This is a genomic window from Paenibacillus sepulcri (assembly GCF_042647105.1).
GTDB classification, from domain to species: Bacteria; Bacillota; Bacilli; order Paenibacillales; family Paenibacillaceae; genus Paenibacillus_Z; species Paenibacillus_Z sepulcri.
The window spans coordinates 6,945,845-6,965,399 of the sequence record NZ_JBHRUP010000001.1; the positions used below are offsets into that span (position 1 = coordinate 6,945,845).

The following is a 19,555-nucleotide window of genomic DNA, read 5'->3' on the forward strand; positions in this document are numbered from 1 at the left end:
GAGCGATGGGGCTAATGGATGAATGGACGCAAGGCAGGAGCATCAGACGAAGCGGGGAGTGGCTGGAGCTGCCGGTTCCCGTTCTGGCTGAATGGTCTGAAGAAAAGCAATTGAATATTCCTGTATTGAAGGCCGGGAGCCATCCGCATGCTGTGCGGCAGTGGCTGCTGGCTCTTGCTTTCTTTCCGGACAAATGGGTGAACCGGCTGTTTTCGGTTGGCGGCATTCAGCTGGAAGGCGATGTTGTCCGATTGCATGCCTTTGTACCGGCAAATGTTGAAGCCGATCCACTTTACCGCCTTGCCCAAAAACAGCTCATCGTGAAGACTCATGGGGAAGCCGCTGTCCTGTTTGAGGATGACTGGTGTCTTGTAATGGACAAACCAGCCGGAATGCCGGTCCATGCTTCGGCTCCCGGTCAGCGAGGCACGCTGGACGAGGCCGCTGCCTGTCATTGTCTAAGAGCAGGCGACCCCATGCCGGTCAAGCATATCCATCGCCTGGATGATGATACATCGGGACCTGTGCTGTATGCCAAAAATGACCTCGCCCAGCTGCGTCTGGATGAGTCCATGCGGATTAAACAGATTGGACGCCAGTATGCTGCGCTTGTCCAGGGCTGCATGGGAAATCAACGCGGTACAATAGCTGCACCAATCGGGAAGGACCGCCATCATAAGGCCCGCAGGCGCGTTTCGCCTGCAGGCGATGAGGCTGTCACGCATTATGAGGTACTGGAGACCTTCAAGGAGGCCACCTGGGTACGCCTGACGCTGGAAACAGGACGTACGCATCAAATCCGTGTCCATCTAAGCCATATCGGTCATCCGCTTATCGGCGATGTTCTGTATGGCGGCAGCAGCCGGCTTCTTCCCCATCAGGCGCTGCGGGGCGAGGAACTGGTATTTCAGCATCCTTTTTCCCATTGCACAATCACCGTTCGCTCACCGGAGCCCCCTTGGTTCCGGAATGTCGTCAATCAATTGGGTACTCCATTGAAAATGTAGTCATGCCCGCCTACCCCTCGCCATATAGATAAATAGGGAAGATAGCTATAACCAAGCTATGAGAGGGGAAAGGAGGACGACTAGCGTGTCCAATCCATCGAGCGGTTTACGCTTTGACGTTTACGAACGTGTTCATTTGCCGGATGATGTGGCTGCAATAGACGAGCTCGAAGAGATCGAGCTTGTTCCCCGTATCCAGATTGTTCAGCAGGGTGAACAAGTGCTGCTAAAGGGGCATCTGCTGCTGTCAGGAGTATATCGGGCGCCTGACGGGCTTGAGGGAGATCAAGCGCTGGAGCATATGATTCCAGTGGAAATCACGCTTCCTATGAACCGCATTAACAGACTCGATGACATCGCGGTGGAAATTGATAACTTCGATGTCGATCTGCTATCCGCCAGAACGCTCAATGTAACAGGCGTATTGTCCCTGCTTGGCATTGAAATCGAGCAGAAGCAGGAGCAGGAAGAATGGCGTGAGGAACCTTTTACCGTCGTTCATAAAAGGGAAGATGAAGAACAGCTGCCTTCATGGGGCGCTCCCGTATCACAGCCTTCGCCACCGCGGGTGCAGGAGCCGCCAGCTGGTTTCGACGGCTGGGGCGCTCCCGTATCACAGCCTTCGCCACCGGGAGTGCAGGAGCCGCCAGCTGGTTTCGACGGCTGGGCAGCTCCCGCATCACAGCCTTCGCCACCGCGGGTGCAGGAGCCGCCAGCTGGCTTCGACGGCTGGGCAGCTCCTGTTACGCAAGGATTCAGGGAACCGGCAAACCGCGAGATCGCCGAGCGGGAGGCCGCGAACCGCGAAGCGGCTCTGCGGGAACAGCTTCAGCGTGAAACAGAGGAAGCCGGCAGGGAACAGCGCCGACTGGAAGCCGAGCAGCGGGATGCATTAGCCTTCCAGAAGCTGCGTCAAGCGGATGCCGAGCGGGAAGCGGCTGCACTGCGCGCTGCCCAGCTGGAGGAGGAAGAACGGGAGAGGGCTCTTGAAGAAGAGCGGGAAGACGCCCGCCGCGAAGCTGCCGAATGGGAAGCCTACAGGCTAGAGGCGCTCAGACAGCAGCAGCTTGAAGAGGAAGAGGAAATACTTAATCTCTCCGAGCTGGAAGCGGAAGAGCCTGAGGGTTCTAATCGGGAATCACAGCGTACCGACCAGCAGTTTTCAACATTCCACCCGGCAGCCGAAGAGCAGCCTCCTGACCCGTCTGTTTTTGCAGCGGACAGCCCATTGGGCGCTCAGCCAATCCAGATTGATCCCGTCGCGGCAGAACCTGAGCCTGCTCCCAAGGAAATGCGCGTTGCTTTGGGGATCAAGCCTTCTGATGAAGCGTCCGGACAGCCAGCAGGCAATGTCGGTTTTCGTTCTCTTTTGCAGTCCAGCCTGAGGGAGCAGGAAGCAAGAGCGGTTGCGAAGCAGGATGCGCAAAAGGCGGCGGAAGCGGCAAGTCAGCCAAACGGCGATGAGATCGAATGGAAGAATCTGTTCTTCGGAAGAAGCGCGGACGATCAATCGTTCCGCAGATTGCGCATGTGTATCGTACAGCGCGAAGAAACTCTGGAGACGATAGCGAGCCGCTATCAAATGCAGCCCCGCGAAATCGCTCTCTATAACCGTTTGTCCGACCACAGCATCAATGAAGGCCAGGTTTTATATATTCCATAGCTTCAAACCATGAATCCCTTTGCAGCGGCAATCCGCTCCAGAGGGATTTTTTGCTGTGAACGGCCATAATGGGCCGCCCGTATCCCGCTTTAGGATTGACGAGTGCAAATCATAACGTGTATGATAGAAAAAATAAGGCAATACTTTTAAGTAATAATAACATTGAAGGGGAAGAGTGGCATCAATGCCTTCAGAGAGCGGAACCGGATGGCTGTGAGGTTCTGCAGGATGTTTGCTGCAACTGGTCGCCCCTGAGTTGCTTGGATGAGCGGATTCGTCCGTTAGTTCCAGCCGGTCGCAGCCGTTATCTGTTCGAGGTGTCGCATCAGGGGGAAACCGCTGGTCGAAACAAAGGTGGTACCGCGGAAGCATAACCTTTCGTCCTTTGCAATAAAGGGGCGGAAGGTTTATTTTTATTTGGAAAATAATTGCTCCTTTCATTTCCATTTACAATGTTTAACCATGTTCATATTCACAACCGGAGCAGCGGCCTTCAAGCCGTTACTCAAGTTCCGGTTTGCAAACATAATGGAGGTAAGTAGCCATGTCTGAAAAACAAATGACGACAGAGATGCCGACGACGTATGATCCGAAGGCCTCAGAAGCCAAATGGTACGAATATTGGATGCAGGGAAAATATTTTGAAGCTGGCAAGCGTCCTGATGCTCCGACGTATACCATTGTTATCCCGCCGCCCAATGTAACGGGGATGCTGCATATTGGGCATGCACTGGATTTTACACTCCAGGACATTATGATCCGCACGAAACGGATGCAGGGCTTTGACGCGCTCTGGCTGCCGGGCAGCGACCATGCCGGGATTGCGACACAAACCAAAGTGGAGCAGAAGCTGCGCGAGGAGGGTGTGTCCCGATACGATCTCGGGCGCGAGAAGTTTCTGGAGAAGGTCTGGGAGTGGAAGGAATTATACGCACAGACCATTCATGAGCAGTGGGGCAAAATGGGCTTCTCGCTGGATTATTCGCGCGAACGCTTTACGCTTGATGAAGGACTTTCACGAGCTGTGCGCGAGGTATTCGTAAGACTGTATGAGAAGAAGCTGATCTACCGGGGCAAAAAGATCATCAACTGGGATCCCGTCGCGCGCACAGCGCTTTCGGATATTGAGGTTGAATATAAAGAAGTGAACGGGCATCTCTACCATTTGCAATATCCGCTGAAGGATAAGGGCGGCTTCCTGACCGTTGCTACAACCCGTCCGGAGACGATGCTTGGCGATACCGCTGTTGCTGTTCATCCCGAGGATGACCGCTACAAGCATTTGATTGGGCAGGTGATCGTTCTGCCGATTATCGGCAGGGAAATCCCGATTATCGCTGATGATTATGTAGAGAAGGATTTTGGTTCCGGCGCGGTCAAAATAACGCCTGCCCATGATCCGAATGACTTTGAGGTCGGCCTGCGCCACCAGCTCCCGCAAATTGTTGTCATGGATGAGAGCGGCGTGATGAACGACGAGGCAGGCCCCTACAAGGGAATGGACCGTTCGGAATGCCGCAAGCGCATTGTGGCTGATCTTCAGGCTCAGGGCGTCTGCATAAAAATTGAGGATCATGTCCATCAGGTAGGACACAGCGAGCGCAGCGGCGCCGTTATCGAGCCTTATTTGTCCACGCAATGGTTCGTTTCGATGAAACCCCTTGCAAAGGCGGCGATTGAGGCTCAGCGTGCGGGCAGCGGTGTCCGTTTTGTTCCTGACCGGTTTGAGAAAATTTATCTGCAGTGGATCGAAAATGTCCGTGACTGGTGCATATCCCGCCAATTGTGGTGGGGGCACCGCATACCGGCGTGGTATTGTGAGGATTGCGGAGAACTGCTTGTAGCAAGAGAAGATATTAAAGTTTGCGACAAATGCGGGGGCTCCTCGCTGCGGCAGGATGAGGATGTCCTGGACACCTGGTTCAGCTCGGCGTTATGGCCGTTCTCGACGCTTGGCTGGCCGGAGCAGACCGAGGATCTGAAGCGTTTCTATCCAACCGACGTGCTGGTGACCGGTTATGATATTATTTATTTCTGGGTCGCCCGCATGATCTTTACCGCATTGGAATTCACGGACCAGAAACCGTTCAAGGATGTTCTGATGCATGGTCTTGTTCGCGATGAGAATGGCAGCAAGATGTCCAAATCCAAGGGCAACGGCGTCGATCCGCTCGAAGTGATCGAAAAATACGGCGCTGACGCGATGCGCTTCATGATCTCGACGAGCAGTACGCCTGGTCAGGATTTGCGTTTTCGCTGGGAGAGAGTGGAACAGGCGCGTAATTTCGCGAACAAGATCTGGAACGCGTCCCGTTTTGCGCTGATGAATCTGGAAGGGGTAACGGCTTCAGATATCGATATCAGCGGGAAGCTCGGAACAGCAGATCGCTGGATTCTGCACCGGTTAAATGAAACCTCACGCGATGTTACACGTCTTATAGATAGCTATGAGTTCGGTGAAACCGGAAGATTGCTGACGAATTTCATCTGGGACGACTTATGCGATTGGTACATTGAGTTTGCGAAGCTGAACCTGTACGGCAGCGATCCGGAAGCGAAGCGGGCCACGCAGTCTGTTCTTGCATACGTGCTCGACCGGACGCAGCGGCTGATTCATCCGTTCATGCCTTTCATCAGTGAAGAGATATGGCAGCATCTGCCCCATGAAGGCGAGACGATCACGCTGGCTGCCTGGCCGACATATGATTCGGCGCTGGAAGCGCCTGGAGCCGTTCGCGAGATGGAGCTTCTGATGGAGATTATCCGATCGGTCCGCAATATTCGCGCAGAGGTCAATGTGCCAATGAGCAAGAAAGTCGAGCTGCTCATCAAGCCATCCGGTGAAGCGGAAGCGGGCATTCTCAGCCGCAACGAAGAATTCGTCAGTCGTTTCTGCGGGACATCCTTGCTTGAAATCAGTCTTTCCCAGGAGGCGCCAGATAAAGCAATGACGGCGGTTATTACTGGAGCGGAGCTGTATTTGCCGCTGGCCGGGCTGATTGATATCGACCAGGAGATTGTACGTTTGGAGAAGGAAATTCAGAATTTGACTGGCGAAGTTGAAAGGGTCGAGAAGAAACTGGGCAATGAAGGCTTCGTAGCCAAAGCGCCTGCCAAGGTCATTGATGAAGAACGGGCCAAAATGGCCGATTATGCGGATAAACGGGAAAAAGTGAAAGCAAGACTCGCGGAGCTGCGCGGATAACGATCGTTAACGCCGCTATAGCAGCCTGCGAGCAATTGCTTAGGTTAATGAGGAAGAAGGAAGAACTTTTATGACAGATCAGCTTCTTAAGTCCGCTGACGGCGGACTTGCAACTTATCAGGAAGCACGGGATTGGATAGAAGGATTAGTTGCGTTCGGCATTCGGCCGGGAATGGAACGCATCGAGCTGTTGATGGAACGCTTCGGCCACCCGGAGCGCCGCTTGAAGTTTATTCATGTTGCCGGTACGAACGGCAAGGGCTCCGTCTGTGCTTACCTTACCAGCGTGCTGATTCACTCCGGTTATGATGTGGGGACCTACACGTCTCCTTTCATCACCAAATTCACCAACCGGTTTCAATATAATGGTGTCGATATCCCGGAGGAAACGCTGCTGATGCTGTCCAACAGGCTTAAGCCGCATGTCGAGGAGATTGCGGAATCGGAGCTTGGATCGCCCTCAATGTTCGAGGTTTCAACGGCATTGGCTATACTGTATTATGCGACAGTGGCTTATCCGGATTTTGTAGTTTGGGAGACGGGGCTTGGGGGAAGGCTTGATGTAACGAATATTGTCAATCCCATCGTCTCCATCATCACAAATGTGGGACATGATCATATGGATATTCTGGGTGATACCATTGAAGAGGTCGCCCGGGAGAAAGCAGGGATTATCAAGCCCGGAGTTCCCGTAATAAGCGCCGTCAGTCAGCCGGAGGTCATCGAAATCATCGCTTCCAGGGCCAAGGCTGCAAACAGCACCTTGTATCTGCTCGGTGAGAAATTCAGTGAAACCACACTCAATGTGAAGGAAGACGAGCAGCATTTTCGTTTCAACGGGTTGTTCCGCTCCATTGACGATTTGATGATTACGCTGAATGGTGCGCATCAGCGCGCCAATGCTGCGGTAGCTGTCATGGCGCTGGAGGTTATGCGTCAATACTATGCGCTTGTTATGGATGATGAAGATCTCCGGCAGGGATTGCGCAAGGCAGCCTGGCCCGGACGGCTGGAGATGGTGCTCCAATCTCCCCGACTGCTGGTTGACGGCGCGCACAATCCCGAGGGCGCAGAAACGCTCGCGGACGCACTCCGCAATACGTATACGTATAACCGTCTTCATCTTATGATCGGGATGCTGGCGAACAAGAATCATCCTGACACAATACGGCATATACTACCTCTAGTGGATACGCTCGTGGTAACTGAGCCTGATTTTCGCAAGGCGATGTCGGCCGAAGCATTGGCAAATATCGTTCGGGAGATGAGGGAGAAAATCGGCCGCCCTTTCGAGCTCATCGTGGAACCGAATTGGAAGCAGGCGCTCGCGCGGCTTCAGAAGTTGACCGGTGAAGCCGATTTGGCGGTTGTAACCGGAACGCTCTATTTGATTGCAGACGTCCGCTCTCAATTGCTCTACAATATGGATTCTGAAAAAGGTTGGTGAACCGTCTTTGAATACGGCAGAACACGTTCATTTCATCGGTATCGGCGGTTATGGTATGAGCGCTATCGCTCGGGTCATGCTGGAAATGGGGTACAAGGTGTCAGGTTCCGACGTCGCAGGGCAGGAACTCACCGAGAAGCTTGCGGCTAATGGAGCGCATATCTATATTGGCCATGAGCGGGAGCATGTGAGAGGCGCGGACCTTGTTGTTTACTCTACCGCTTTGTCCCGCGACAATGTGGAGCGCAAAGAAGCAGAGGATTTGAACATTCCGATCCTGCATCGCGCACAAATGCTGGCGAGACTGATGAATAACGGCAAAGGCGTCGCAGTTGCGGGCGCTCATGGCAAAACGACGACTTCATCGATGATCGCACTTGTTATGGAAACATGCGGACTTGATCCCACTTATATTATCGGGGGAGAGATCATTAATGTAGGCACCAATGCAAAGGCCGGAAAGGGAGAGTTTGTAGTAGCGGAGGCCGATGAGAGCGACGGCTCTTTCCTGCAATATCATCCTGCGATTGCTATTGTGACCAACGTTGAGCCTGACCATTTGGAGAACTACGACGGCGATTTCACCAAGCTGAAGGCCGCTTATGTGCAGTTCCTAAGCCAGGTTAAGGAAGACGGGAAAGCGATTATTTGCATTGACGATGAAAACCTTCTGGATATGCTGCCGAATCTGGAAGCCGGTCCGCTTGGCGGATCCGGGATCATCACATATGCGATCGAAAGAGACGACGCCGTATACACAGCAGCGAATATTGAACTCGGCGACCGTAAAGCCTCCTTCGAGTTGACGAAGCATGGCAATAAGCTGGGCAGTATCAACCTGTCCGTTCCGGGGCGGCATAATGTCTACAACGCGATGGCAACTATCATTACTTGTCTGGAGGCAGGTGTGCCTTTCGACGAAATAGCCGCGGCTATCGTCGATTTTCGCGGAGCCAAACGCCGTTTTCAGGTTCTCGGCGAGGTTAATGATATTCTCGTCATTGATGATTACGCCCATCATCCCACTGAGATCCAGGCGACCATCAGTGCGGCAAAATCAACTGGAAAGCGAATTATCGCCGTATTCCAGCCGCAGCGCTATACGAGGACCTTCTTTCTGTTTGAGCAATTCAGCAGGGCTTTCATGGAGGCGGATGAGGTCATTATTACAGACATCTACTCTCCTGCCGGCGAATTGCAGATCGAAGGCGTTCATTCTAAAAAATTGGTCGAGCTCATCGTCAAAAACAGCAATGCGAACACCGCCTATCTGCCAACTAAAGAAGAGGTGCTTGCCGAGCTGTCCGAAAGAGTGTCACCAGGTGACCTTGTCATTACTATGGGTGCCGGAGACATTTGGAAGGTTGCCGATGGACTCGCAAGACTGCTTCGATCAAGGCATCCCTAAGTCCTCTGTGGGACGACAAGTACCTCTTGGCCCTCTGGACATCCGATTCAATTTCGGATGCTGCCAGAGGGCTATTTTTATTTGGGGATGCCTCTCCCCAAATGTTCCCCGGATTCCATTTCCATGGAGTGGAGATGCCCCCTAAATCCCCCGGAGGGGGACCCCAAAGGGTCCCGGCCCTCTGGACACCCGGGTGGGATAACGTTGGCGGGGCGGCGAAGCGGGCAAGCTGCTACGAGGTAGCCACGTTTTTCGTCCCTGACGGGACCCACTCCTACTTTTAGTGCTGATGGCCCCCTAAATCCCCCGGAGGGGGGACCCCAAAGGGTTCCGGCCCTCTGGACACCCGGGTAGGATAACGTTGGCGGAGCGGCGAAGCGGATTAGCTGCTGCGAGGTGGCCTCGTTTTTCGTCCCTGACGGGACCCACTCCTACTTTTAGTGCTGATGGCCCCCTAAATCCCCCGGAGGGGAACCCCAAAGGGTCCCGGCCCTCTGGACACCCGGGTGGGATAACGTTGGCGGAGCGGCGAGCGGACTAGCTGCTACGAGGTGGCGTCGTTTTTCGTCCCTGACGGGACCCACTCTTACTTCTTCTGCGCTTGGGGCACCAGATGTCCCTTCGGGACTGGAATAACGTTTGAGAATCACAGACTCATTTACTCCATTTACGATTACATTCTTCCGATCTTATTTTAATCCCCGATTTAAGAATCCGAGATAATTACAATTCAAATATCAAGGTAAATTCCTCATCAATATGAACCAAATCTTATCAGGGACGAAGTCCATCAGCGGCTTGGGAGCGCATCATGGAAGTGTGCTCCGGGAAGGGGCGAAAACGATCACTGATTGCTGTAACATAAGAGCGTCTCTGCAGCTACGTTCGTTATTCAGGGACGAAGTCCACAGGCGGCTTGGGAGCGCATCATGGAAGTGTGCCCCGGGAAGGGGCGAAAACGATCCCTGCTTGCTGTAACATAAGAGCGTCTCTGCAGCTGCGTTCGTTATTCAGGGACGAAAGTCCACAGGCGACTCGGGAGCGCTACATGGAAGTGTGTCCCGAGAGGGACGAAAACGATCATAGCAGTCAGCGGCATACTAGCGATTCTCTATAACGCCCACGTTAGTCAATTCCGGGTGTCCAGAGGGTCGGAAGACCCTTGGGGTCCCTCCTCAGGAGGGATTTAGGGAGGGGTACTTGTCATAAGTCTCTTAATCTCTTCATACACTATTACTAGAGAAGAGGGAGAAGGAACACAAAGACATTGCTGAAAATAGGGACAAGGAACACAAAGACTTTGTTGAAAACAGGGACAAGGAACACAAAGACATTGTTGAAAATAGGGACAGGATTCACAAAGATATTTGCCTAAGTACCATAGGAAGCGTACTAGAGAATGCGGACAAGGAGAGAGTGATATGAATTCAAAAGCACGCATTACGTACCGTTTTGACAAGCAAAACGGAGCTCGTGAGCAGCGGGAGCCGGATCCGGATTTGCAGGAACGCCCGAACAAGTCCAATGTCGTGCCGATTTTTCAGGAAGAACTTCAATTTTCATCCGATAAGGGAACATGGAACAGCCCGTTCCAAAATGATGCGCATGCGTTGGAGCAGTTGATTCGCGAGACGGATCGTCAAACGGTCAAGGGAGCATCTCAGCCTTCAGCCACGCCTCAGGACTCCAGGAATACAGTAAAACCTGCCGAGCCCGCCCATGCTGACCCGCCACAAACAGTAAAACCTTTAGAAGCGAAGCTTTCGTCCTGGGAGGATGCCTATATGGCATCAACTCCCGTCTATGACGCTCACGATAGTCTGTATCATATGCCGGCAGCGGAGGAGCCGTTCAACGGGAGACCGAAAACAATTCAAGCGCATCAGCCTGAAATTGATCTTGCGGATCTGGACGAGCACGAAAGGAATCCTTCAGTTTCACAGGGCAACCTCAGCTCGTTCAAGACGGCTGCAAATTACCGCCATGGCCGGAATCCATCCTGGTACAAGGTATTTGCATCCGTGACCGGAGCGGTTGTGACCGGAGGATTGTTTGGTTATTTTATATTGGCCCTTTTTGCGGGAGGTCCGCCGTCGACGGAGGATCCTGGGGCCGGAGCGACTGTGCCGACTGTTGAGGTTGGTGCGGGCGCGAACGCCGCAGATAATAAGGACAGTCAAGTCGCGGCGGTTAATTCAAATGGGAGCAACAGCACTTCTGGAAATCAGAGCGGGGCAGCGGCTGGATCATCCAATATCAAAGTCGATATACCTGAAAGCTCCTATTACATGCTGCAGTATGGAGTTTTCAGCAATCAAGAAGGATTGGATGCGGCAGTTCAGGAACTGACGGCAAAAGGGTTGGCGGCTGCATCTTATGCGGATGGTGAAGACTATCGGGTATATGTGGGCATGGCTGCGGATCGAAACGAGGCGCTTGCGCTTGGCCAAACGTTAACCGGAATGGAAGTTTATATCAAACAAATCGATGTACCCGCACTCTCCTCCATACCCTATACCGGCAAGCCTGCAGAAATTGAAGGTTTTTTCAAACAAACGGGCGAGCTTATTCGTCAAATGGATGAGAGCACATTAGAAAAGCTTAATGATGCCTCCACGGGTGAGGCGAGCAGATGGAGCGAGCTTCATCAGCAGTGGGTAAAATCAGCTTCGCTTGTAGAGAAGGGTGTGACAGATGCACAGCAAAAAACGGCGCTGCTCAAGGTTATTCAGCAGGTGAACGCGGCGTCCGCTGCAGCTGGCGAATATGCAAAGAAGCCTTCTGATGCGCATCTGTGGTCAATGCAAAACGCGCTCATGGAAGCGGTGTTTGCCCAAAAAGCCTGGTTTGCTGCTATCGATGGATTGTAAAGCGTTTCGCTGGAGCGTATAATAGAGCAAACGTGTCAAAAAATGGCGAGGGACGATGGAAGATGAAGAAAAATGGATGGATTCTGCTGTTATTCATCTTAATCGGTTTACTGGCGGGCACTTTGGTGGCGCGCTGGCTTACTCCCGTCTCTGGACTATCGTTTCTAACCAAAACCTCCGAAGTTAAGTGGTCGCCAGCTGCAGATTTACTTGTGCTGAGCTACGATTTCACAATCCGCTTAAAGGTAAGCCTGCTCAGTATCATCGGGCTTGTTGCAGCCGTCTGGCTGTACCGCAAAATGTGACAACGCATCAGTAATTAATAGGAGTGCTACTCAAATGGATGCATCCCTTCCTACAAAACAAGTTCGCCAGCTCGTGCTGGCTTCATCATCTCCACGCCGGCGGGATTTGGTCGCATCGCTCGACCTGTCCTTGCCGGTTCTCATTTTGTCGACCGATGCGGATGAACAAACACCTCCGGATTGGTCGCCATCCCGTATTGTCGAGCAGCTCGCACTGCGCAAAGCAAGAGCGGCTGTTCCCATGCTCGGCGGCCATGACGCGGACCGGTCTCTTATTATTGGAGCGGATACGATAGTCGTAGTGGACGGGGACGTTCTGGGGAAGCCTGTCGATGAGCAGGACGCGCTCAGGATGCTGACCAGACTTCAGGGACGGGAACACCATGTTTACACAGGTGTCGCCTGCCTGGAGACTTCCTCAGGGAGGGAGCTTGTCCGTTACCGGATGACCAGGGTTGCCATGAAACCGCTTGATCAGGACCGGATGAAGCGTTATGTGGCGACCGGAGAACCACTGGATAAAGCGGGAAGCTACGCCATACAAGGTCTGGGCGCGACGCTGGTAGACAGGTTGGACGGCTGCTATTTCAATGTCGTGGGCTTGCCGTTATCCCTGCTGTCCGAAATGCTGTCTGCTTTTGGCGTAGAAGTCATTTGATTCAAGCATGATTTGTCAATTCATCCAAGAAGGCAGGAACAGGACATGGAGGCGCAGCAATATGTGCTGAGGGATGTCCCTAACGAAGACCGACCAAGAGAACGCCTGATGACAGTTGGGGCCGAAGCATTAAGTCATGCCGAATTACTGGCTATTTTGTTACGAACGGGAACCAAGAGTGAATCTGCTGTGCTGCTCGCTTCGCGTATTCTGAAAGAATGCGGCAGCTTGTATGGCCTGGTTGACATGAGCATTGATGAACTCACGGCCATTCGCGGTATTGGACCGGCCAAGGCCGTTCAGCTGCGTGCAGGCATTGAACTGGGCAGGCGCCTTGCGCGCAGCCAGCAGAATGAGACTCTGACGATTCGCAAGCCCTCCGATGCGGCTAATTTCATGATGGAGGAACTCCGGTATTTGAAAAAGGAGCACTTCGTCTGTTTATTTTTGAATACCAAAAACCATGTCATCCATCGCGAGACCCTCTCTGTTGGAACCTTGAATGCGTCGCTTGTGCACCCGCGTGAAGTCTTTCGGGCGGCCATTAAGTGCAGCAGCGCATCTATAATATGTTTACATAACCATCCAAGCGGCGACCCTACGCCGAGCCCTGAGGACATTACTTTGACACGCAGGCTGGTGGAGGCGGGCGAACTGGTCGGCATCGATGTGCTTGACCATTTGGTAATAGGTGACAATCGGTTTATCAGTTTGAAGGAGCAAGGTTGTATGTAATATAATATGAGGGATTGCCTTAAGAAGAGAAAGGAAGATTATCATGTTTGGTGGTACAAAGGATTTAGGGATTGACCTGGGAACGGCAAATACGCTTGTATATGTAAAAGGAAAAGGTATTGTCGTAAGAGAACCCTCAGTTGTAGCTCTTCGTACGGATACAAAAACCATTGAAGCTGTTGGCGAGCAAGCCAAAAAAATGATCGGCCGCACACCGGGCAACATCCGGGCGATCCGTCCGATGAAAGACGGCGTTATCGCTGACTTTGAAACAACAGCTACAATGATTAAATATTTTATTCGCCAGGCTCAGAAGCAGCGTTCTTTTTTTCCGCGCCATCCGAATGTCATGGTTTGCGTGCCATCTGGCATTACAGCAGTGGAACAGCGGGCTGTCAAGGAAGCAACGGAGCAGGCGGGAGCCAAGGAAGCTTTCACAATTGAAGAACCTTTCGCAGCGGCTATCGGGGCCGATCTTCCGGTATGGGAGCCTACTGGCAGCATGGTCGTCGATATTGGCGGCGGTACGACCGAAGTGGCGGTTATTTCCCTTGGAGGTATTGTAACAAGCCGTTCGATCCGGATTGCCGGCGATGAAATGGATGAAGCAGTTATCCAATATATCAAGCGCATGTATAACCTCATGATCGGGGAACGGACAGCGGAGCAGCTCAAGATGGAGATCGGTTCGGCGCTGCCGATGGACAAGCCCGAAACCATAGAAATTCGCGGCCGCGACCTTGTGTCCGGACTGCCTAAGACCTTGCCGATTTCCTCCGGTGAAATCACGGAAGCGCTCATGGATACCGTGAATTCGATCGTTGAAGCGGTTAAAGTTACCTTGGAGAAGTGTCCGCCGGAGCTGTCCTCCGATATTATGGATCGTGGAATTGTACTGACCGGAGGAGGCGCGCTGCTGCGCAACCTCGATAAATTGTTGGCCCGTGAAACGGGGATGCCTGTTATTGTTGCGGAGAATCCGCTTGATTGCGTTGCAATAGGAACTGGACGTGCGCTTGATAATATTGATTTATTCAAAACGCGGGGCGGCCCGGTTTCTCGTTCCAAACGATAAAGTCCGGATGGGGAAAACGGATGAGTGGAATGGACGGGTGATAAGAATTGTTTAATTGGATGCGCAATCGACGCATGTTTGTTCTGATGATCATATTTATTATTTTTGTAGCCGTTATGGGCTTTTCGATCGGTGAGCGCAAGAAGCTCACTTGGCCGGAAAATTTTATCCTCGATTCCAGCGCATTTGTACAGGAATGGTTTTACAGGCCCGCAGGCTATATCGCGGGCTTGTTTGAAGATTTATCCAAGCTGCATGACGTATACAAGGAAAATGAAATTCTCCGCGGAATTGCGGCGAATTATGCCAGGGACAGCATCCATTTTAACCAGGTTGAACAAGAAAATGAATCATTGAAAGAGGATTTGAATTTTACCGAGCGGCAGAAGGGCCTGAATAACTATCAATATTTGATTGCGCAGGTTGTATCTGCGAGCAATGATCCTTACGACAAGACGATCCGGATTGATTTGGGTTCCCGGGACGGGATTAAAACAAATATGGTTGTCGTCACGACCAAAGGCCTCGTCGGTCTGGTGAACCGCGTTGATCCATTTTATTCCTCAGTGATGCCGATAACGGATTTGGATGCGAATTCGCTGGATGCCAGTACGAAGCAAATTCCCGCCACGGCACTGAACAAGAAGGATTCCTTTGGCATGATCGAAAGTTACGGTAAGGATACGGGCAAGCTGACGATGAGCAAAATTCCCGAAAAAGATCCCATTGCAAAAGGCGACACGATCATCACTTCCGGGCTTGCCAATGTGTTTCCAAAAGGTTTGATTATCGGAACTGTGGATTCCGTTCAGGTAGGGGATTTTGGTCTGACCCAGACGGCAACGATTACGCCTGCAGCGGATTTTAATCATTTGACGGAAGTATTCGTGGTGAAAATTCCGGATACCGGAGCAGAAACGCAATGAGCATACAACGGATTATCCTTGTGATGCTGCTTTTCTTTATTTCGGAGGGGACGATTTTTTACTGGATTCTGCCGGATGGTCTAGTGGGGCGGGTAGTTCCTCATTTCACACTGGCTTTTGTGCTTTTTGCAGCGATGTACCGGGGCCGCCATTCCGCAGTTATTCTTGGCTTGTCCTTTGGATTGCTGCAGGATCTGGCTTTTTATGGACGAATTATTGGAGTTGAGTCCTTTACGTTCGGGCTTGTGGGATACTTGTCTGGTCTGCTGCTGGAAAATAAAAGAAGTACCCTTCTGATGGCCTTATCCATGGTCGGTTTGTTTACTTTTATAAATGATACGGTTGTCCATTTTATTTACCGCGTCTTCAGACTAACCAGCCTGTCCTATGAATGGGCGATTTTTGATCACATTCTGCCGAGTCTTTTTCTTCAGCTGTTATTTTCCCTGCTCATGTATGTGCCTGCAAGGCGGTGGTTCGAGGGCAGCCTGAAAAAGAATAAAGAAGATGACGATGAAAAATAAGCCCAGGCAGGAATCGGGAGGTCCGAAAAAGAATCGTAATAAGTAGAGAAGGAGGGACGAGCGTGACCGATAAGCAGCATATTACGATCAAAGGCGTTAAAGAAGGATTGGTTTTTCTTCTTGACGACCATTGCGAATTTTCCGTGCTTCTTCAAGAACTGCAGTACAAATTGGAAAAGTCGCATCAACAGCTGCTGACCGGTCCGATCGTTCATGTTCATGTGAAGCTGGGTGCCCGCCTGGCGAACGAGGAGGAGAAGGATCAAATAAGGTCCGTTATCCGCCAGCAAGGCAATCTTATCGTGCAGTCGGTTGAAAGTGATATGCCGGAAGCACCCAGAATTGATGAGGGCAACAATATACGCGTCATGACCGGGATTATCCGCTCCGGGCAAACCGTGGAGCATCATGGCGATTTGCTGCTGATGGGAGATCTGAATCCCGGAGGCTCGCTGCTGTGCACAGGGGATATTTATGTGCTTGGCGCTCTTCGCGGACTCGCCCATGCAGGAACCGGCGGCAAAACGGATGCTATTATTGCAGCTTCTCTGCTCAGACCTACTCAGCTTCGTATTAATGAAGTGATCAGCCGGCCGCCGGATGAGTGGATGACAGGTGATGCAACGATGGAATTCGCTTATTTGAATGAAGGCGCCATGAAGATTGACAAGATGTCGCAGCTGCATCGTTTACGCAGTCATTCTTTTGTTTTTAAGGTATAGGTTTATTGGATTCATTCATGAAGCGAAGAACAATCTTGTTATACCGCCAGGCTTTTAAAAGTCCCAATACTATTCAGGTTTTGGGTCTTAGCGGAGTATATGCTCTGGTACAACGTTACTTAGACTGCCAATTGGAGCCTGGCTTAGCGGTTTGAGGCTTCGATGGTTGCAGCGGGGGAGTGTTAAGCTTGGGAGAAGCGATAGTGGTTACATCAGGGAAAGGCGGAGTCGGAAAAACAACGACCTCGGCCAATTTAGGGACGGCGCTGGCTTTATTGGGCAAAAAAGTTTGCATGGTGGATACCGACATCGGTCTGCGTAATCTGGATGTGGTGATGGGGCTTGAGAACCGGATCATTTATGATTTGATCGATGTTTCCGAAGGCCGCTGCCGATTGAATCAGGCGCTCGTTAAGGACAAACGTTTCGATGAACTCTATATGCTGCCGGCTGCTCAGACCAAGGACAAGAACGATATTACACCCGAGCAGGTAAAAGATATTGTATTGGAGCTGAAGAAGGAGTTCGAGTATGTCGTGATTGATTGTCCTGCAGGGATCGAGCAGGGATTCCGCAATGCCATTTCGGGCGCTGACCGCGCGATTATCATCACCACGCCGGAGAATGCCGCTGTCCGGGATGCGGACAGGGTGATTGGACTTCTTGAACAAAACAAGGTCCCCTCCAAACTGATCATTAACCGGATCCGCGCCAATATGGTGCGGTCGGGTGAAATGCTGGATATCGATGAAATCTGCCAGGTGCTCGCAATCGACTTGCTGGGGATCGTTCCGGACGACGAGAACGTAATACGATCGGCCAATGCGGGTGAACCTACCGTCATGGATCCTTCCTCGCGTGCTGCTATTGCCTATCGCAATATCGCCCGCCGGATGTTAGGCGACATGGTGCCGCTAATGCCGCTTGAGGAAAAGTCGGGAGTCATAAAGCGTTTCCGCAAGTTTCTTGGAATAGGTTGATTGCAAGTGATTGAGCAATCTCTAACCGTTGAGCCGGAGTGAATTGTTCATCCCCCCGGCTCTCTTGGAAGCCGTTCAGCAAAGCTGAACGGTTTATTTGTGTCCGCTGCCCAGTTTTGCCAACAACATAAACAAGCCCGTCTTCTCATATAAATAAGCGAACAAGCTTGATGAGATGGAGGGATTGGCCGTGGATACAAACAATGGTATCCGTCAGCGCCGCCAGGAGCGGATCCGTCGGATAATGAAGCAAAAGCAGAAGCAGGAACAAGCTGTCATGATACCGGTACGCAGCTTCAAGGATGATCAGCCATCACCCGTTATGCCGCTGCCTTTCGAAGAGAAGAACTTTCCGCTCACTGTGCAAATCCCGGAGCAGGGACTTGATCCTGAGCAAATGTGGAAGGCGCAGGCCAATCCATGGGAAAGAACGGGATGGGAGCGTACGCCTCAAAAGGGCATCCGGAACCGGCCGGTTCCGGATGCCCCCGGAGGCGAGCGCCCTCCAGGCAAACCGTTCATCGTCCAGGGACTTTTCATTCAGAGTGCTATCGCCGCTGCGCTTTTCGTTATCGTATTCGCCATGTCCCATCTGGAGACTCCTGCAGCGAAGAAGGGACAGGAAATAGTTACGGCAGCCCTCACGGAACAAATCGATTTCAACCAGGCTGCAACCTGGTACAATCGGATGTTTGCCGGTGCGCCTTCCTTTATTCCGCTGTTCAACGGCGGGGATCAGGGAGAGTCGCAGCTGGCCGAGGGGGAGGTGGCGCTGCCTGTCGTCGCACCGCTTCCAAAGGGAGTAATTATCCGCTCCTTTGCGGAAACCTTAAGCGGAGTCGAGCTTGCCGGCAGCTCCGCGGCTCCGGTACTGACGGCTGAAACAGGCCGGGTTCTGCTTGTATCCGAAGAGAAGGAGACGGGCAAGACCATTGTTGTCCAGCATGCCAACGGACGGATGACGGTCTACGGACGGCTTGGTCAGGTGAAGGTGGCTGTTAATGACTGGGTGGAAGCCGGGGAGTCGCTTGGGGAGCTGCCTGCTGCCCAAGAAGGTGAGCAAAGCTTGTTATTTTTTGCGGTGAAGGAGAAAGGCCGGTACGTCGATCCCGCTGACGTCATCCCGTTTGATTAAGCTGTACGGGATTGCGTGGTCGGTTCATCCGCTTTTTGTACTTGTCATGCTGGCTTCCATTGCAACAGGTTATTTTGTAGAGCTTATCACTCTGTTCGCTATCGTGCTGGTCCATGAAATCGGACATGTCGTTACGGCCAGAGGCTTTGGGTGGACAGTCCGTGAAGTGAAGCTGCTTCCCTTTGGAGGCGTTGCTGAAATCGAAGAAGGGGCCAACCTTCCGGCAAGGGAAGAGGCGATTGTCGCAATTGCCGGTCCGCTGCAGAATGTCTGGATGGGGGTCTTGGCGTGGTTTATGGGTTTCTTAGGCTGGTGGAGCCATGATTGGGCCATTTATGTGATGCAGGCGAATATGATGATCGGGCTTTTTAATTTACTGCCCATTCTGCCCCTTGACGGAGGCAAGCTGCTGCAGGCAGCCCTGAGCAGAATTCAGCCATTTCATCGTACGCTTGTCTGGGGGTCGAGAATTAGTCTGCTCCTCAGCAGCTGCATGATAATAGTTTCGGTTGTTCCCGTATTTCGTCATCCGGGCGGCGGGATTCAGGCGAACTTGCTGGCGGTGGGATTTTTTTTGCTGCTGACGAACTGGACAGCCTATCGGCATATCCCTTTTTTGTTTATCCGCTTTCTGACACATCGGGCGGCAGCCTCTTCAAGATCACTTGAGCATGGGAGCTGGGCGCTTCCCATTATTATCTCAAGGCATCATACAATCGCTTCCGCTTTGCGTTTGTTTAAACGCGACAGCTACCACTTGATTGTCGTCATGGAAGAGCAGGGAAGCATTGTCGCGGTGCTGCCGGAACAGCGGCTGGTGAACGGTTTCCTGGCAGAGGGAAAGGCAGACCGTGCAGTTTTGGAGCTTTTCATGTAAAATATAACCCAGAACACC

16 protein-coding genes are annotated in these 19,555 nt (G+C 52.1%); all 16 read left to right on the forward strand.

Annotated elements, in window-relative coordinates; translation table 11 throughout:
- Positions 1 to 14: 14 nt before the first annotated feature.
- The 16 genes from ACFOLF_RS30155 to ACFOLF_RS30230 all read left to right on the forward strand — a co-directional run bounded on the left by ACFOLF_RS30155 (position 15) and on the right by ACFOLF_RS30230 (position 19,537).
- On the forward strand, positions 15 to 1,007 hold the full coding sequence (locus ACFOLF_RS30155; RefSeq protein ID WP_210045640.1) for an RluA family pseudouridine synthase: 993 nt from the start codon (positions 15 to 17) through the stop codon (positions 1,005 to 1,007).
- A gap of 85 nt (positions 1,008 to 1,092) precedes the next feature.
- Complete coding sequence (locus ACFOLF_RS30160) at positions 1,093 to 2,670, forward strand: LysM peptidoglycan-binding domain-containing protein (RefSeq protein WP_210045641.1); 1,578 nt, start codon at positions 1,093 to 1,095, stop codon at positions 2,668 to 2,670.
- Between the two features lie 544 nt (positions 2,671 to 3,214).
- A complete protein-coding gene (locus ACFOLF_RS30165) occupies positions 3,215 to 5,875 on the forward strand; it encodes a valine--tRNA ligase (RefSeq protein ID WP_210045642.1) in 2,661 nt (886 codons plus the stop codon).
- 70 nt (positions 5,876 to 5,945) lie between these two features.
- On the forward strand, positions 5,946 to 7,322 hold the full coding sequence (locus tag ACFOLF_RS30170) for a bifunctional folylpolyglutamate synthase/dihydrofolate synthase (protein WP_210045643.1): 1,377 nt from the start codon (positions 5,946 to 5,948) through the stop codon (positions 7,320 to 7,322).
- 7 nt (positions 7,323 to 7,329) lie between these two features.
- Complete coding sequence (gene murC / locus ACFOLF_RS30175; protein WP_210045644.1) at positions 7,330 to 8,730, forward strand: UDP-N-acetylmuramate--L-alanine ligase; 1,401 nt, start codon at positions 7,330 to 7,332, stop codon at positions 8,728 to 8,730.
- Positions 8,731 to 10,151: 1,421 nt separating this feature from the next.
- Positions 10,152 to 11,600 (forward strand): SPOR domain-containing protein, encoded by a 1,449-nt coding sequence (locus tag ACFOLF_RS30180; protein WP_210045645.1) that lies wholly within the window; start codon positions 10,152 to 10,154, stop codon positions 11,598 to 11,600.
- Between the two features lie 62 nt (positions 11,601 to 11,662).
- The gene (locus tag ACFOLF_RS30185) at positions 11,663 to 11,905 is read left to right on the forward strand and encodes a DUF4321 domain-containing protein (RefSeq protein ID WP_210045646.1); all 243 of its coding nucleotides are present in this window, start codon (positions 11,663 to 11,665) and stop codon (positions 11,903 to 11,905) included.
- Between the two features lie 34 nt (positions 11,906 to 11,939).
- Positions 11,940 to 12,563 carry a Maf family protein gene (locus tag ACFOLF_RS30190; protein ID WP_210045647.1) on the forward strand — a complete coding sequence of 208 codons (624 nt, stop codon included), beginning with the start codon at positions 11,940 to 11,942 and terminating at the stop codon, positions 12,561 to 12,563.
- A 45-nt stretch (positions 12,564 to 12,608) separates the two neighbouring features.
- A complete protein-coding gene (gene radC / locus ACFOLF_RS30195) occupies positions 12,609 to 13,298 on the forward strand; it encodes a RadC family protein (RefSeq protein WP_210045648.1) in 690 nt (229 codons plus the stop codon).
- A gap of 43 nt (positions 13,299 to 13,341) precedes the next feature.
- Entirely contained in the window at positions 13,342 to 14,373 is a 1,032-nt protein-coding gene (locus tag ACFOLF_RS30200; RefSeq protein WP_210045649.1) for a rod shape-determining protein, read from the forward strand.
- Positions 14,374 to 14,420: 47 nt separating this feature from the next.
- Positions 14,421 to 15,299, forward strand: a complete 879-nt coding sequence (gene mreC, locus ACFOLF_RS30205) for a rod shape-determining protein MreC (protein WP_379113743.1) — start codon at positions 14,421 to 14,423, stop codon at positions 15,297 to 15,299.
- Positions 15,296 to 15,823: a rod shape-determining protein MreD gene (gene mreD / locus ACFOLF_RS30210; protein ID WP_210045650.1), complete on the forward strand. Its 528-nt coding sequence runs from the start codon at positions 15,296 to 15,298 to the stop codon at positions 15,821 to 15,823. The genes mreC and mreD overlap by 4 nt, the downstream gene beginning before the upstream one ends.
- Positions 15,824 to 15,885: 62 nt before the next feature.
- Positions 15,886 to 16,545, forward strand: coding sequence for a septum site-determining protein MinC (locus ACFOLF_RS30215; RefSeq protein WP_210045651.1), 660 nt, complete (start codon positions 15,886 to 15,888; stop codon positions 16,543 to 16,545).
- Between the two features lie 188 nt (positions 16,546 to 16,733).
- Positions 16,734 to 17,525, forward strand: a complete 792-nt coding sequence (gene minD / locus ACFOLF_RS30220) for a septum site-determining protein MinD (RefSeq protein ID WP_210045652.1) — start codon at positions 16,734 to 16,736, stop codon at positions 17,523 to 17,525.
- Positions 17,526 to 17,715: 190 nt separating this feature from the next.
- Entirely contained in the window at positions 17,716 to 18,660 is a 945-nt protein-coding gene (locus ACFOLF_RS30225) for a peptidoglycan DD-metalloendopeptidase family protein (RefSeq protein ID WP_210045653.1), read from the forward strand.
- On the forward strand, positions 18,653 to 19,537 hold the full coding sequence (locus ACFOLF_RS30230; protein ID WP_210045654.1) for a site-2 protease family protein: 885 nt from the start codon (positions 18,653 to 18,655) through the stop codon (positions 19,535 to 19,537). The genes ACFOLF_RS30225 and ACFOLF_RS30230 overlap by 8 nt, the downstream gene beginning before the upstream one ends.
- The last annotated feature ends 18 nt before the right edge of the window (positions 19,538 to 19,555 follow it).

What these genes read in the sequence shown, in the direction of transcription:
- ACFOLF_RS30170 (WP_210045643.1), top strand. Translation starts at nt 5,946, where the DNA reads ATGACAGATCAGCTTCTTAAGTCCGCTGACGGCGGACTTGCAACTTAT.
- ACFOLF_RS30200 (WP_210045649.1), top strand. Translation starts at nt 13,342, where the DNA reads ATGTTTGGTGGTACAAAGGATTTAGGGATTGACCTGGGAACGGCAAAT.
- mreD (WP_210045650.1), top strand. Translation starts at nt 15,296, where the DNA reads ATGAGCATACAACGGATTATCCTTGTGATGCTGCTTTTCTTTATTTCG.
- ACFOLF_RS30155 (WP_210045640.1), top strand. Translation starts at nt 15, where the DNA reads ATGGATGAATGGACGCAAGGCAGGAGCATCAGACGAAGCGGGGAGTGG.
- ACFOLF_RS30180 (WP_210045645.1), top strand. Translation starts at nt 10,152, where the DNA reads ATGAATTCAAAAGCACGCATTACGTACCGTTTTGACAAGCAAAACGGA.
- radC (WP_210045648.1), top strand. Translation starts at nt 12,609, where the DNA reads ATGGAGGCGCAGCAATATGTGCTGAGGGATGTCCCTAACGAAGACCGA.
- ACFOLF_RS30165 (WP_210045642.1), top strand. Translation starts at nt 3,215, where the DNA reads ATGTCTGAAAAACAAATGACGACAGAGATGCCGACGACGTATGATCCG.
- ACFOLF_RS30190 (WP_210045647.1), top strand. Translation starts at nt 11,940, where the DNA reads ATGGATGCATCCCTTCCTACAAAACAAGTTCGCCAGCTCGTGCTGGCT.
- ACFOLF_RS30185 (WP_210045646.1), top strand. Translation starts at nt 11,663, where the DNA reads ATGAAGAAAAATGGATGGATTCTGCTGTTATTCATCTTAATCGGTTTA.